The following is a 14923-nucleotide window of genomic DNA, read 5'->3' as shown; positions in this document are numbered from 1 at the left end:
ACCATGCCGACCAATCCGAAACAATCCGACGACCGCCCCGAAGGCGACCGCATTGCCAAATTGCTTGCGCGCGCGGGCGTTGCCAGCCGCCGCGAGATCGAGCGCATGATCGCCGACCGCCGTATCGCAATCGATGGGAAGCCGGTCGAGACGCCTGCGACATTCCTGACGAGCCTCAAGGGCGTGAGCGTCGATGGAAAGCCGGTGGCAGGGCCCGAACCGACGCAGCTCTACGCCTTTCACAAGCCCACGGGTCTTATCACTGCGGAGCGAGACATGGCAGGTCGCCCCACGATCTATGCCGCGCTGGTCAACGCGCTGCCTAAGGACGCGCCGCGCCTGATGCCGATCGGCAGACTGGACCTCAACACCGAGGGGCTGTTGCTGCTTACGAATGATGGCGGGTTGAAACGCCAGATGGAGCTCCCGGCGACCGGTATTCCGCGCACCTACCGGGCGCGCGCATTTGGCGATGTGACCCAGGATCAGCTGGAGGCGCTGATCGATGGGGTCGAGATCGATGGCGTACGCTATGGTTCGATCGACGCGAACATGGAGCGCGCATCTGGTCGCAATCATTGGATCGAGATGACCATTACCGAGGGCAAAAACCGCGAAGTGCGGCGCGTTCTCGAATATCTCGGCCTCAAGGTGAACCGCCTGATCCGTACCGCCTATGGCCCGTTCCAGTTGGGCGACCTCCCACGCGGCCAGGCATCGCGCATTCGCAAGGGCGACCTCGATCGGTTCGTAAGCTCAATCAAGCGGAGCAAGCGCGCGTGAGGATCATCGCGGGCGAGTGGCGCGGGAGAAAGCTCACCGCGCCGAAAGGCGATGCGACCCGGCCGACTGCCGACCGGACGCGGGAAACGCTCTTCTCGATGTTGGCCAGCAGGCTTGGCAGCTTCGAAGGCTTGCGCGTTGCCGACCTCTTCGCAGGGTCTGGCGCATTGGGCCTGGAAGCGTTGTCACGCGGAGCGGCGCATTGTCTCTTTGTCGAGCAGGACCGTGCAGCCCTGGATGCAATCCGCGCCAACATCGTGGCGCTTGCTGCGCGCCCGCAAACCGATGTCGACGCGATGTCGGTTATGCACCTGCGGGCTGCGCGCGAACCGTACGACCTGATCCTGCTCGACCCACCATACAAGACCAGCGCCGGCTCGGTTGCGCTGGACCGGTTGCTGCGGCTCGGATGGATCGGCCGCGCAACCTGGATAGCTGTCGAAACGGCGTTTAATGAGGATGTGAATGTCAAAGGCTTGGCAAAGGACGCAGAACGCCGGGTCGGTAAGGGCAAGCTAACCTTGCTTCGCATGACCGACCCGGACGCTGCGCCCGAATGACCTCCCGTCATCGGCGGCTCTTTTTGATGGATGTTATCAGCCGTCTGGAGGAGGCGGAGGCATTGCATCAGCGCTATCGCCGCTACCGCTTGCGCTGCTCTTGATTGCTTCCCACGCGGAATCGCGTTCCGGACCGGTCATTGCGGTGATAGCGATCTTGTCTTCATCCGTCAGCCGCCAGAACAGTGCCTGCTCATCCGGCTCCAGGGACCAATAATATTCCTGTGTGGCCGCAGGCCAGGAATCGTATCCGAATTTCTGGTCGGGCTCCCAACCGTCATACTGGGCCTGCTGGTCCGGAGTAAGGGCAGGTGCAGACCCTCCGTCTGCGTCTACTTGATCGATCGGCGCATCCCCTGGCGGTGGACCCGCTTCCTGTGCGGTAGTGGGATTAGCCACTATCAGGCCAAATGTCGCCAGTGCCACTCCGGCAAGATAGTAATGTGATCTTCGCATGGGTTTCTCCTAAAGATTTTCCCAAGCGCCAACGAACGCGGTCTGCATTTTTGCATTGCCGAACCGGGATCACCCCTCCGCTTCGGTGAACTTTTTATGATTGCTTTTTCGGTGTTTAGGAAGCCTTCGGCGGAGCAAACGGCTCATCACCCGCACAGCCGGGCGGGAATTGTGGCCAAAATCGGACCGGTTGAAAAACCGCGTCGCTGCCGGGTCGGTGAAGCATGAAAAAAGGGCGACCGAAGCCACCCTTTCGTAAATTAGTTATCCATCGCGGACTTAGTCCATTTTGCTGGCAGGCTTTCCTGGCCAATAATCGAGCGGACGATTGCCCCAGTTCAGGCCGGCTGCGCGCGGGTTGATGCAGTCGTCCTGCTCGCCATTCATGCACACATCGTAGACTTCACCGGAAATGCGAACCTTCGTGGCCTTGCCGTTGTCATTGCGCTCGACGATTACCGGCGTATCGGCTTCGGTCGAACCGTCATTGACAGTGGTATCATCGTTCTGAGCGAGGGTCGGCGCGGCCAGGCCCAGCGTAGCGAGCGATACGGCGGTCACGGCGGATGCGATAAAATTCTTCATGTTTTCAGCCTTTTAATTTGTTTGCGTGTTTGCAGGACCAATGAAGACAGGCTGGGATCGGTTCCGAAAAATTCGGTTCGGCAGACGAACCGTGCTTCAGCGTCGATCAGTCGAAAACGTCTCCTCCGCGCTTGCGGAGAGTGACCGCGTTCCCTACTTGTTCGGCCTACGCAAATGACCGATATTGTCCCCTCTCAATCCACCAACGACACCGGCGTCCCGTCATACGCAGCGCGGCTCAACCCGCCACAGCAAGAGGCTGTGCTGACGACCGAGGGACCGGTACTGATGTTGGCTGGAGCGGGTACGGGCAAGACGGCCGCGCTGACTGCGCGCCTCGCGCACCTTGTGGCAACCCGGCGTGCCTATCCCAGCCAGATTCTATGCGTAACCTTTACCAATAAGGCCGCGCGCGAAATGCGCGAACGTGTCGGCCAACATCTGGGGCCGGGCAGTGAAGGCCTTCGCTGGCTCGGAACATTCCATTCGATCTGCGCGAAGATGCTGCGCCAGCACGCAGAGTTGGTCGGTCTGCAAAGCAATTACACCATCATCGACACTGACGATCAGCTACGCCTGCTGAAGCAGCTTATCATGGATAGTGACCTCGACGAGAAACGCTGGCCCGCACGCCAGCTGGCGGGCTTGATCGATCGCTGGAAAAACCGCGGGCTAAACCCTGATGATCTCGATGCGGTTGAGAATGAGAGCTATGCCAATGGACGCGGACAGGCGATGTACCAGCTCTATCAGGACCGGCTGAAAGCGCTCAATGCTTGCGATTTTGGCGATCTGATGCTTCACATGCTGAACATCCTCCGCAAGCACACGGATGTGCTGGAAGATTACCAGCGCCGCTTCCGCTACATTCTTGTCGACGAGTATCAGGACACGAATGCCGTCCAATATCTCTGGCTGAGGTTGCTCGCTCAGGCGCACAAAAACATCTGCGTCGTGGGTGACGATGATCAGTCGATCTATTCGTGGCGAGGCGCGGAGGTCGCCAATATCCTGCGGTTCGAAAAGGATTTCCCTGGCGCACACGTGGTCAGGCTGGAACAGAACTACCGCTCGACCCCGCACATCCTTGGCGCAGCGTCCGGACTGATCCGAGCGAATTCGGACCGCCACGAAAAGACGCTGTGGACCGAGGCCAATGGCGGCGACAAGGTTAAGGTCATCGGGGTCTGGGACGCTCCGGAAGAAGCGCGGCGCGTCGGCGAAGAGATCGAGCGCCTGGAGGGCGAAGGCGCAAATCTCGATCAGATCGCCATTCTCGTTCGCGCACAATACCAGACGCGCGAGTTCGAAGACCGCTTTATCCAGATCGGTGTGAATTACCGGATCATCGGAGGCTTCCGCTTTTACGAGCGCGCCGAAATCCGTGACGCGCTCGCCTATCTGCGTGTGATTGCGCAACCGCAGGACGATCTGGCGTTCGAGCGGATTTACAATCAGCCCAAACGTGGGCTTGGCGCGAAGACACTCGAAAAGATGCATCAACATGCGCGCCGGACGGGTCTCCCTCTCGCCGCCGCTTCGCTCGAGCTTGCCGATAGCGACGAACTGCCCAAACGCGCCGCGAACACGATTGGTGGATTGATGCGCCAATTCCTTAGCTGGCGCGAAGCGGCGGAAAACATGACCCCCTCGGACTTGCTCCGCCTCGTGCTCGATGAAACCGGCTATAACGACATGCTGGCCAATGATCGCAGCGCCGAAAGCGCAGGCCGTGCGGAAAACCTGTCCGAACTTGCCCGCGCGATGGAGGAATACGATACGCTCGGCGACTTCCTCGAACACGTCAGCCTCGTCATGGACAATGATCGCGGCGAAGAGAAAGAGACCGTCACGATCATGACGATCCACGCGGCAAAGGGCCTCGAATTTGATAACGTGTTCTGCGTTGGCTGGGAGGAAGGCGTCTTCCCATCACAGCGCGCGATCGATGAAGGCGGGCTCGCGTCGCTAGAGGAAGAGCGGCGCCTCGCCTATGTCGCGATCACCCGTGCCAAGCGGCGCTGCACGATCCTGCACGCAGCGAACCGGCGCATATACGGCCAGTGGACGAGCTCGATCCCCTCGCGCTTCATCGAAGAACTGCCCGAGGAGCATATCGAGCAGGAAACGACCATGACTGGCGGGAAAAGCCTGTGGCAGGCGAACTGGAGCGAGAACGACGATCCGTTTGCCCATGTCGCGCGGGATCGCCCGGATCGCGCTCAGGCGCGCGGCCCAGGCTGGCAGCGTGCGGTCGCAACCGGCTATGAGACCAAGCAGCAGCGTTTGCGCGAACCGGGTCGCTCGGCAGCAAGCTTCGCGGCCAAACCACGCAGCGACATCGCCATCGGAGCGATGGTCCACCATGATAAGTTTGGCACTGGGTGCGTCACCGATCAGGAAGGCAACAAGCTCGAAATCGAGTTTGAAGAGCATGGCACGAAACGCGTGATCGACAGCTTCGTAAAGGTCGTGGGGTAAAAGACAGAGGACGGCGACGAAAACCCGTCACCGCCCTCTCTGGTGCATTACAAACGTCTCAAGATTACCCGCGATAGGCGATCTCGATATCGCCCGCGAACTTGGTGCGGCCGTTGGTGATCGCGGCTACGGTTTTCTTCGCCTGGCGACGCAGATTACGCTCGCATCTGCTAGCGTGCACCTGGTTGGCAATGCTGCGGCTCGCGTTGCGACCGCAAACACCCTTGATCGCTTTCTCGAGTCGATTTTCGAGCATTGCCAATCCGCGTTCGTCGCTCAGATTGAGGTCTCCGAAGTAGACCGCAATCGACACATCTTCAGCAGCTGCCGGAGCGGTAACAACCGCAAATGTGCAAGCGGCGAAACACAGCTTAAGTGTTGTAAACATGTTATTTCCTCCCGGTTTTCCATCGATCTGACTTCGCAAAATCTGAAGTCGAAACCGAGGCTATGACGATTCGCGGATCGCCACATCGGACGAACGTCCGATGTCGAGCGAGGAGACAGTCCTACTAATCCGAAAGCGCGAGCGGGCTGAATCTGCTATACTGGATTTGCGGTCGCTCGAGGTTCAATGTGGGATAGGCTGTGACTGACTACAAAGCATTCGAGAGAGCGATATCGTCGATCTACGAAGCCTCTATTGATGCGGACCACATTGACGACTCTCTGATTGCCGTGGCTGAAGCAATGGACTCAACGCAGGCAGCGTTGATGGTCTTGAAGGACGGCAAACTGGCTGGCGGAAGCATGCCGCTGATGGAGCCCGAAAAGCTCCGCAGTTACTGGGAAATCAACAAATACGCAGTCGAATATGATCCACCGCGACCGCCGCCTGTCAATAATCTGGGTCAGGTCGTCGGAGCGGACAACGATGAATTTCGACCAATCTTCGAGCAATGTATCGAGTACCGCGAATGGTGGATACCAAACGATCTCGACATGGGCGCGCTCTACGCGAACATTGCCCGAGGATCGTCGCGGCTCGCCCAGATCGCCGTGTACCGCGCCGTTGGAAATGAATTCAGCCGAGAGGAGCGACAAGGATTCGCCGAGCTTAGCGCCCATTTTATTCGTGCGAGCAGGATCGAAACCCGTGTGAGGATGGGCGCAGCACTGGAAGCGGGGCTTTCCGGGCCTGGGCATCAAGGCTCGGTAATCGTTGATCGGAATTACCGAATACTAAGTCACGATAGCGATGCTTTGGGAGGATTCGCCCGGCTTGGGGCAGTTCGCAGCGCGACTTACGGTCCGAGCACGATCGGACCGGTTGGCCAATTGCGAAATCTGATCGACGATGCGCAAGATCCGAACCGTAAAGCTGGTTCCTGCTGGTTGCGAGCACGCACAGGCGAACGTGTGTGGATCGACATCATGCCGATACGAGAGGGTAGTAATAGAAGAACCAATTGGTTGAACACAGATAGGCCTGCAGCCCTGCTCCAGTTCTCGATACCGCAAAAGACGATCCCTCTACGCGTCCGCGGTCTCGCCAAGGAATTCGGGCTAACCCCGGCGGAAGAGGCTGTCGCGGTTGAGATCGTCAAGGGTGACGGGAGAGCGGCAACCGCCCAGCGTCTGGAAATCTCCGAAAGCACGGTACGATCGCATCTATCCGTGATCTTCGAAAAGATCGGGATACACCGACAATCTGAATTGATCAGACTGCTAAACTGACCGTTAGACCCGCGCGCCGCTCAATCGAAGTGGATTAGCCAAAACCAATGTCGAGGAAGCCGGGCTTGGGACCGTTCCACTCACCCGGGGCAGTGGGTTCGTCATCTTCATCGCGGCGGCGAGAGCGCGATTTCGATTGCGCATTCCGCTGGGTCGCTTCGTCGGGTTTCGGCTTGCGCTGGGACCGGCCTTTCTTGGTTTTCTCTTTAGCCTCGCCTTCAGCGTCATCGGGTCTTTCCTTGCGGCGATTGCGCGGCTTCTTCCCGTCAGACTGTTCATCTTCCGATGCCTTCGCCGAAGGATCAGCAAGCTCTACGCGCACATCGTCTTTGCCGAACACGGCGATCTTGTTGCCCGTAAGCTTTTCGACGTTCGCGATCGCTTCGGCGTCCTCATCAGCGACGAAGGTGAACGCGCGGCCTTTGGCCCCTGCCCTTCCCGTCCGGCCGATCCGGTGAACGTAGTCGTCAGGGTGCCACGGGGTGTCGAAGTTGAATACGTGACTGACGCCTTTGATATCCAGCCCGCGCGCAGCAACATCCGATGCGACGAGAATATTTACGTCGCCCGACTTGAAACGGTCGAGTTCCTTGAGGCGCGACGACTGGTCCATGTCGCCATGGATTTCTCCGCTGCGGAAACCGTCACGCTGCAATTGCTTGTTGAGGTCGCGAACGGTCGTTTTGCGATTGGCAAAGATGATCGCCGTTTCGACCTGGTCATTCTGCAGGAGCCACTTGAGCGTATCGCGCTTCTGACGCGCCTTCACCGGCACCTTGAAAGCCGTGATGTCCTTATTGGTCGAAGCGGCGCGCGTCGTTTCGATCCGCTTGGGATTGCTCAGAAACTTTTTTGCCAGCTTTTCGATCGGCGGCGGCATTGTGGCCGAAAACAGCATCGTCTGGCGGGTTTCGGGGAGCTTGTCGCAGATAAATTCGATGTCGGGGATGAAACCCATATCGAGCATCCGGTCGGCTTCATCGATTACCAGCAGCTCGCACCCGGAAAGCAGGATCTTGCCGCGCTCGAACAGGTCCATCAGGCGGCCCGGCGTCGCGATGAGCACATCGACGCCCTCGTCCAGCGCTTTCAACTGATCGCCCATTTGAACGCCGCCGATCAGCAGCGCCATTTTCAGATCGTGGTTCTTGCCGTATTTCTCGAAGTTCTCCGCGACCTGTGCGGCCAGCTCTCGCGTCGGCTCGAGGATCAGGGAACGCGGCATCAGAGCCCGGCGGCGGCCCGCGGCCATCACGTCGATCATCGGCAGCACGAAACTGGCAGTCTTCCCCGTGCCGGTCTGGGCGATACCAATGAGGTCCTTCATCATCAGGACCGCAGGAATGGCCTCCGCCTGAATAGCAGTCGGCTCAGTATAGCCCGCATCGTCTACGGCTTTAAGTAGTTCGGGCGAAAGGCCGAGATCGGCGAATGTCATGCGTCAGGTTATGTCCGGATAGAGGCAACACGAAATTGCCGAAAGCTTCAGCCTGGAGCGTGAAAGCCAGCCTCAGGCGCTGCGCCTCTGCGGAAAAAAGGTGCCAAAGTCAAGAAACCTGCGGCTTAGCGTCGCGCGTCGAAACGATCAATTCTCTACTGCTACGAGCTGACGCATGCGCTGAACTTCGCACTTTGCACCGCTGCGAGACTGCAATTTGTCCCGATCGATGCAGAGCTTCCCATCGGCATTCTTCTCGATATAGAAGCCGGAATAGAAATCCCGGGCCCGGCAAGCCTTTTCGAGGTTTAGCGTGATGATCCTGGCATCACGCAGGAATAGCAGCAGTCGGCTTCCACTTCCGGTCTGTACGCCAGAGATGCCTCCGATCGCGACGCACTTGTCCATCTCACGCTCTTCGTAGCGGGTGTTGAGCGCGCGCTGGGGCAGCTGCGCAAGCAGCTGATTGCGGTCGCGTGAACGCTGCGGCGATATCCGAACGATGACCCGCTGTTCAATGCGGACCTGGCGGAGAACTTGGCCGCCGCGAAAGACGTCAAGCGGAGCGATTGCGGTGGGCGTTGGGTCAACCGGATAGCGCGCGGGCAGAGGAATACCTTTTTGCGATTCCTTGGGTGCCTCCCGATCATCTGCCGCACCGGAATGCGAGCTCGCGCCAGACAAGGCTGCCGCGCCTGCAAGCTCACTGCCCTGCCCGAGCACGGTCAGCATCATCGCAATTGGCGTTGCAAGGGCGAGCAAGCTCGGCATTGAATTCGGTGTTCCTCCTGTCCGGCAATCCCGCCGGTCACGCGCCCCCTGCACGCTTACAGATATGAGTAGCGCGAACGATTGAACGTTGGCTTAACTGCGCCGTCCAACCACTGCAATTCGCTGGCATAAAAGCCCGCTCCTGTGGCATAGCCGCAACAATGACGACCACACTGTCCCGCACCGACGCCTTTCTAGACGAAGCGCGCTCGCTTCTTGGGCCCAAGGGGCTCACCACCGATCCCGCAGACCTGACGCAGTGGCTCACGGATTGGCGTGGTCGCTACACCGGACGCGCCCTAGCGCTCGCCGCCCCGGCATCCACCGCCGAGGTTTCCGCGCTCGTCAAAGTCTGCGCTAAATATGGCATTCCTATCGTTCCTCAAGGCGGGAACAGCGGCATGGCGGGTGGTGCGACACCTGACGATAGCGGCACAGCGATCCTGCTTTCGCTCCGAAGGATGAACGCGATCCGTTCCTTGGATGCCGAAGCCGGGCAATGCGTATGCGAGGCGGGCGTCATCCTGCAAACGCTGCATGAGACTGCAGAGGCCAACGAGTTGCGCTTCCCCCTCACCCTTGGCGGGAAAGGATCTGCAACAATTGGCGGCTTGGTTTCGACCAATGCGGGAGGCACGCAGGTCTTGCGCCATGGAACCATGCGGGCCCAAGTGCTCGGAGTGGAGGCCGTCCTTGCCGATGGCAGCATATTCGACGGCCTCACCGTGCTCAAGAAGGACAATCGCGGGTTCGATCTCAAGCAATTGCTGATCGGCTCCGAAGGCACGCTCGGAATTGTCACGGCGGCGACATTACGCCTGCTTCCGGTGGCGTCAGCAAGGGCGACCGCATGGGTAGGCCTCCCGACGATCACCGGGGCGAGAAGTCTGCTTCGCTTCGTCGATAGGGCGATGGGAGATACGCTAGAGGGGTTCGAAGTTATCCCTGATCACTGTCTCGAGAGCGTGCTGGACCATCTTCCCGATGCACGTGCTCCATTGTCCGAACACCACGAATGGAATGCGCTGATTGAGTGCATTTCCGCCGAAGGTGACAACGCAAGCCTGCGGAGCGAGCTGGAAAAGGTGCTCGCCGATGCGATGGAAAGCGGTCTGCTGGATGACGCAGTCCTCGCTTCGAATGAAAGCCAATCAGAGGATTTCTGGCTGCTTCGCGATTCGATTTCGGCTGCCGAAAGAGCATTGGGCCCGGCGATGCAGCACGATATCTCCGTACCTGTCGAAGCGATGCCGGAGTTCATCCTGGCGGCCATACCAGAGATCGAGAGCAGCTTTCCCGGTACCAAGGGAGCGGCATTCGGACACCTTGGCGACGGGAATGTCCATTTTCATATCCTCGCACCAACGGGCGCGAAGCCGGGTGAATGGGAAGAAAACGAAGGCAAGCTTATCAGTGCGCGCGTGTACGATCTTGTTACCAAGTGGGGCGGCTCGATCAGCGCAGAGCATGGCATCGGTCAGATGAAGGTCGAGGAACTGGGGCGATTGGGCGATCCGGTTGCACTTGGCATGATGCGAAAGGTCAAAGAGGCACTCGATCCGGCTGGCCTGCTCAATCCCGGAAAACTGGTGCCGATGCCAGACTGATCAGCGATGTCGAACGCCGAGGATCGATAGACGGGGCACGCCTTGTCGCCGATAGCTTGCACAGCGCCTCACGGTCGCCTAAAGCGCGCCCACGAATGGCCGGGGGCATCTTCTCGGGCCAGATCGCAAGATTTCAATCCAATATTTCCGGAGACAATTCATGGCCAGCGCGCCGCAGCCGCAACTTCCGCTGTTTTACAACGACCTGCTTCCACTCAACAGCCGCGATCACAGCGATTGGAAAGTCGGTGCGTTCGAGAATGCTGACTTTCTCGCCAACACTCATGCAATTCCGCTCACCGTTGACGAATTCGTCGATGCGCAGCGCGATTATCCGATCGTGTTCACCGCTGGCGACAACCCGCTTCCGATTGCTCTGATGGGCCTGAACGAAGGTGTGAACGTCTTCATCGGCGATGACGGTAAGTTGATCAGCCGCATCTACATCCCGGCGTACATCCGCCGCTATCCATTCCTGCTCGCCAAATTGCAGAAGGATAGCGAAGACATGTCGCTCTGCTTCGATCCAAGCGCGGGCGTGGTCGGTAAGCGTGACGAGGGCAATGTCCTGTTCGAAAACGGCGAAGCGACCGAGTACACCAAGAGTGTGCTGGAGTTCTGCCGCAAGTTCGAGGAATCGGGTCAGCGGACCAAGGCATTTCTGGACGAGCTCAAAAAGCTCGACCTGCTGATGGACGGGGAAATTGCGATCACGCGCAACGACATGCCGGACAAGCCTTTCGTCTATCGCGGGTTCCGCATGGTCGACGAAAACAAGCTTCGCGAGCTTCCCTCCGAAACGGTCGAGGCGCTCAACAAGAATGGTATGAACATGCTGATCCACGCACATCTCTTCTCGATGAACCTGATGCGCACCCTCTTCGAGCGCCAGTCGGAACAGGGTAAGATCCCAACTCCGGACGCGAAAACGGAAACGATCAACTAATTTGCAAAGCAGCTAGGTACCGCTCTCGCGGGCCCTCTCGAACAACGGTCGCGGTGCGAGACCTCTTGAAGGTGTCGCGCCGTGATCTTATTTTGAAGCAGCGGACGGCACCCCCCTCATCAGCCGTCTGCGACTACGCCGAACAGGCGGAGTCTTCCCTGAACCTTGGCCACCTCGTGCGCATTTGCCGCGCGAGGTGGTTTTTTCATTTAAATGAACGATTTAGCGTTGGATACCAAAGCTATTCAGCGGCCTGCGCGGTCTCACCGTTGGCTGCCAGGTGCGCCACTTGCGCGCCGAGTTCACGCACAAGACCGGCGATCATCTGCGCCAGACCGGGCAATGCATCGCTAGGTTCGGAAAGCCATTCATCGAGATACGCACCGCGGCATACCTCTATTTGCAAGGCATGCACTCCGCGAGACGGCGCTCCATGTCGATCAAGCACATAGCCCCCTGAATAAGGACGATTGTGCGCAACCGGGCATCCGCTTCGCTCAAGATATCGGATCGAGCCGGCGGTTAGGCTATGCTGACATGACGCCCCGAACCGATCGCCCAAAACGATTTGCGGGGCGGCTTGCTGCCCATTCTGACGTCGCAGCGGCGGCATCGAATGAAGATCTACGAGCAGCGCCGCGCCCCATTCTGCACGAATCCGTTCAAGCTCGTTCGAAAGAAAAGTATGGTAAGGGCGATGAATGCGGTCGACCCGCCGATCCAGTTCATCGCGTGAAAGCTTCTCGCACCAGATATCGCCGAATCCGGGCAGACGGCGCGGCACCAGTCCAAGACCGCTGCGCGCTCGGTGGTTTACTCCTGTGACAGCTAAATTCCCTGTGTCAGAGCGCCGAGTTGGTCCGCTGATCATGTTCCAATCGACGTCATCATGCGCTCGGTTGAGGTCTATCATCGCTCGCGGTGCATGCGCCACGAGCAGGCCCGTCCCCGTGGCTTTCGCGATCTCGACCGCGAGCTTGTCCACATAGCGATCCTCGAGCCGCAATTGGCTGAGGTGAGCATCCCGCATCTGCGCCAGCGTGTCCGATGGATAGACGCGTCCCGCATGAGGCACCGCGATCAGCACAGGCAGCGGCATCGAGACAGGCGAAACGTGAGTGAAAGCCGGTCCGAACAAACCTTCGGCGCAAGTGCCCGAGACCGCCCCGCCCCGTTTGCTGCGCAACTCGCGGTCGGAGCCTACGCGCTCCACACGCAAACTCTCGACCTTATTCGACGGCGCATCAATCGGATGATCGGGGCTTTTCATCGCGGCATTTGCTGCCCGCTTTGCCCGCAGCTGTCAAAGGCGAATTCGATTAGGTGACACGTAAAGCGAAAGAGTCGGCCAAAATTGAAAAATTGGCGATTAACCTTCTCTTTTTGGCACGGTTTGCATGACCGTCTCAAAATCGATCACCGGTCGCAAATGGTAGGATTTCTTAAGTTCATGCTGCTAGCGGGATCGGCATGACAAAGAACTCAACTCCGCGAATCCTCCTTGCCGAGGATGAAGAGGCCATGCGCGTTTACCTTGAACGAGCGCTCAGCAAGGCTGGATACGAGGTGTCTTCTGTCGATCGCGGAACAGAGGCAATACCGCTGCTCGAATCGCAGGAGTTCGACTTGCTCTTGTCCGATATCGTCATGCCCGAAATGGACGGGATCGAACTGGCGCAGCGCTGCGCCGAAATTTCGCCGCGCACAAAAGTGATGTTCATCACAGGCTTTGCAGCCGTTTCGCTTCGGGCCAGCCGTGAGCAGCCGCATGCGAAGGTGCTGTCTAAACCATTCCACCTGCGCGACCTCGTGCTGGAGGTGGAGAGAGTCTTCGAAGAGCAGCGGCAAGCCTCTCTCTGACCCTTGCACAAAATCAGGTCTTTTCAGACGCGCTTATCTCTTGCACTGTTTTCGGCAGCGCGTTAATGGGCCGCTCCCGCTCAGCAAATGGGCGGTTCGATTGATGGTGCGGGCGTATAGCTCAGTGGTAGAGCACTGTATTGACATTGCAGGGGTCGGAAGTTCAACTCTTCCTACGCCCACCATCGGAAACCCGGAACTCCGGGAAAAATCGCAGAAATCAGGGCTTTTTCACGGCTGGCTATTACAGTAACGTAACAGCGCAGTGAGGAAAGCCATGTGCACCTACCTTCTTCGAATCGGCCCCAAGTACTATTTCCGGCGGCAAGTCCCGAAGGACTTAGTTGGGCAATTCCAAACCGCGACGGGCAAGCCTCGGACAGAGTGGCGGCACACACTCGACACGGACGACCGGGAAGAAGCGAAACGGCTTCTCCGTCCCCACGCCGCCGATACCGACAAGCTGATCGACGAGGCTCGCTCCCGCCTTGCTGTCGCCCAAGAGGAAGCTGCCCTAGAAACCCGGCAGGATTCCGCTCAGGCCCGAAAAGAGGCTGAGGAGGCCAAGGCGGCGGACGCCGTGCAGCGGCGCACAGAGGCGCGCTATGAGGCCCGGAGCGAATATCGGCAGTTGGCACGGGAACGGATGCTCTTAAGCACGGTCGAGTTGACCGAAGAGGAGGCTTCCTGGCGTGATCTTGTCAAAGAACGCGAACAAGAGCTGGAGACGCTTCGAGAGGCGGTCGAGGGCCAACGAGCCTTCAATGATCGCCTCGCTGTCGAGAACGACCGCACCGCAGGACGAATCCCCCTAATGGCGCTTTTCGAGCGCTACGCTGAGACAGGGGCTGCAAGCTCTGTCGTCATCAGCAAATGGCGTCCCAAGGTGCGGAGCCTGATCGAACATCTCGGGCATGACGACGCGGCACGCGTCACTCGTGCGGACCTGACAGGTTGGATTGCCTCACTGGTCGCCAAGGGCCTCGCCAAGAAAACGATCACGGGACAATACCTTGCGGCGGTGCGGCTCACATTATCAATCGCGCACGACGACGGGTTCATCCCGGACAACCCGGCGAAGGGGCTGACTGTGCGCGCCCCAAAGGCGGCCAAGCTTCGCAGCCGCGACCTCTCCGATGCGGAAGCGCGGACAATCTTGGAGGCATCCCTACAGCCACCTCCGGACTCGCTCGCGCAAAGCCATGCCCTCGCCCGACGTTGGGTGCCATGGATTATGGCCTATACCGGCGCGAGGGTGGCTGAGGTTTGCCAACTTCGCCGAACGGACCTTCGGGAGGAAGGCGGTATCCCCGTCATAGTTATCACGCCCGAAGCCGGGCCAGTTAAAACCCATGAGGCGCGTACCGTCCCGCTTCATCCACATCTTGTCGAACAAGGCATCATGCGATTGAGCAAGCCGGGAGACGAAACCCCGCTATTCTACGACACAGGGACGGGGAGCGAGATCAACCCCGCCCCCAAGCTCCGAGCGGCGCGAATTGGCGAGTGGGTGCGCTCGCTGGGGGTCGAAGCGCCCCAGCCAAATCACTCATGGCGACACAGGTTCAAGACTGTAGCGCGCGGGGCGGGGATCGAGGCGGCGACAATGGATGTGCTGCAAGGCCACGCCCCGTCGAATGAGGGCGGGCGCTATGGGGAGACGCCTCTTGCTATCCTACACGAGGCTGTGAAAAGCCTGCCTCGTTACGAGATTGATGGTGCCTAGCTGGCATGGCGGGTCGCGCTTATCCCCATCTGC

At 59.1% G+C, this 14923-nt stretch carries 14 protein-coding genes and 1 tRNA gene; 9 read left to right on the top strand and 6 right to left on the bottom strand.

Annotation, left to right across the window (positions count from 1 at the left end; all coding sequences use genetic code 11):
• Window positions 1-3 precede the first annotated feature (3 nt).
• Both IB285_RS14990 and rsmD read left to right on the top strand, forming a co-directional pair.
• Complete coding sequence (locus tag IB285_RS14990; protein WP_190787064.1) at window positions 4-783, top strand: pseudouridine synthase; 780 nt, start codon at window positions 4-6, stop codon at window positions 781-783.
• Window positions 780-1343 (top strand): 16S rRNA (guanine(966)-N(2))-methyltransferase RsmD, encoded by a 564-nt coding sequence (gene rsmD, locus IB285_RS04550; RefSeq protein WP_328705843.1) that lies wholly within the window; start codon window positions 780-782, stop codon window positions 1341-1343. The genes IB285_RS14990 and rsmD overlap by 4 nt, the downstream gene beginning before the upstream one ends.
• A 36-nt stretch (window positions 1344-1379) precedes the next feature.
• Here the strand turns inward: rsmD and IB285_RS04545 are convergent, their stop codons facing one another.
• A complete protein-coding gene (locus IB285_RS04545) occupies window positions 1380-1742 on the bottom strand; it encodes a hypothetical protein (RefSeq protein WP_190787063.1) in 363 nt (120 codons plus the stop codon).
• A 336-nt stretch (window positions 1743-2078) separates the two neighbouring features.
• Complete coding sequence (locus IB285_RS04540) at window positions 2079-2384, bottom strand: hypothetical protein (RefSeq protein ID WP_190787062.1); 306 nt, start codon at window positions 2382-2384, stop codon at window positions 2079-2081.
• Window positions 2385-2558: 174 nt separating this feature from the next.
• On the opposite strand from IB285_RS04540, the gene IB285_RS04535 reads away from it, so the two are divergent.
• A complete protein-coding gene (locus IB285_RS04535; RefSeq protein ID WP_199803330.1) occupies window positions 2559-4865 on the top strand; it encodes an ATP-dependent helicase in 2307 nt (768 codons plus the stop codon).
• A 64-nt stretch (window positions 4866-4929) separates the two neighbouring features.
• Here IB285_RS04535 and IB285_RS04530 read toward each other — a convergent pair whose 3' ends face one another.
• Window positions 4930-5253, bottom strand: a complete 324-nt coding sequence (locus tag IB285_RS04530) for a UrcA family protein (RefSeq protein ID WP_190787061.1) — start codon at window positions 5251-5253, stop codon at window positions 4930-4932.
• A gap of 290 nt (window positions 5254-5543) precedes the next feature.
• Between IB285_RS04530 and IB285_RS15120 the strand changes: the two genes are divergently transcribed.
• Window positions 5544-6542: a helix-turn-helix transcriptional regulator gene (locus IB285_RS15120; RefSeq protein ID WP_190787060.1), complete on the top strand. Its 999-nt coding sequence runs from the start codon at window positions 5544-5546 to the stop codon at window positions 6540-6542.
• 34 nt (window positions 6543-6576) lie between these two features.
• Here IB285_RS15120 and IB285_RS04520 read toward each other — a convergent pair whose 3' ends face one another.
• Window positions 6577-7980 (bottom strand): DEAD/DEAH box helicase, encoded by a 1404-nt coding sequence (locus tag IB285_RS04520; RefSeq protein WP_190787059.1) that lies wholly within the window; start codon window positions 7978-7980, stop codon window positions 6577-6579.
• Window positions 7981-8127: 147 nt separating this feature from the next.
• Entirely contained in the window at window positions 8128-8751 is a 624-nt protein-coding gene (locus tag IB285_RS04515) for a hypothetical protein (protein WP_190787058.1), read from the bottom strand.
• A gap of 161 nt (window positions 8752-8912) precedes the next feature.
• On the opposite strand from IB285_RS04515, the gene IB285_RS04510 reads away from it, so the two are divergent.
• Entirely contained in the window at window positions 8913-10358 is a 1446-nt protein-coding gene (locus IB285_RS04510; RefSeq protein WP_190787057.1) for an FAD-binding oxidoreductase, read from the top strand.
• A gap of 160 nt (window positions 10359-10518) precedes the next feature.
• Complete coding sequence (locus tag IB285_RS04505) at window positions 10519-11304, top strand: SapC family protein (RefSeq protein WP_190787056.1); 786 nt, start codon at window positions 10519-10521, stop codon at window positions 11302-11304.
• Window positions 11305-11545: 241 nt separating this feature from the next.
• Here IB285_RS04505 and IB285_RS04500 read toward each other — a convergent pair whose 3' ends face one another.
• A complete protein-coding gene (locus tag IB285_RS04500; protein WP_190787055.1) occupies window positions 11546-12574 on the bottom strand; it encodes an N-formylglutamate amidohydrolase in 1029 nt (342 codons plus the stop codon).
• A gap of 200 nt (window positions 12575-12774) precedes the next feature.
• On the opposite strand from IB285_RS04500, the gene cpdR reads away from it, so the two are divergent.
• The 3 genes from cpdR to IB285_RS04485 all read left to right on the top strand — a co-directional run bounded on the left by cpdR (window position 12775) and on the right by IB285_RS04485 (window position 14890).
• On the top strand, window positions 12775-13164 hold the full coding sequence (gene cpdR, locus IB285_RS04495) for a cell cycle two-component system response regulator CpdR (protein ID WP_190787054.1): 390 nt from the start codon (window positions 12775-12777) through the stop codon (window positions 13162-13164).
• Window positions 13165-13274: 110 nt separating this feature from the next.
• Window positions 13275-13349 (top strand) — tRNA-Val (locus tag IB285_RS04490).
• A 92-nt stretch (window positions 13350-13441) separates the two neighbouring features.
• Window positions 13442-14890, top strand: coding sequence for a DUF6538 domain-containing protein (locus IB285_RS04485; protein ID WP_190787053.1), 1449 nt, complete (start codon window positions 13442-13444; stop codon window positions 14888-14890).
• Window positions 14891-14923 lie beyond the last annotated feature (33 nt).

Source organism: Erythrobacter rubeus (genome assembly GCF_014705715.1).
GTDB lineage: Bacteria > Pseudomonadota > Alphaproteobacteria > Sphingomonadales > Sphingomonadaceae > Erythrobacter > Erythrobacter rubeus.
Note: the sequence above shows the minus strand (reverse complement) of the source record. Positions and strands in the feature narration are given on the sequence as shown.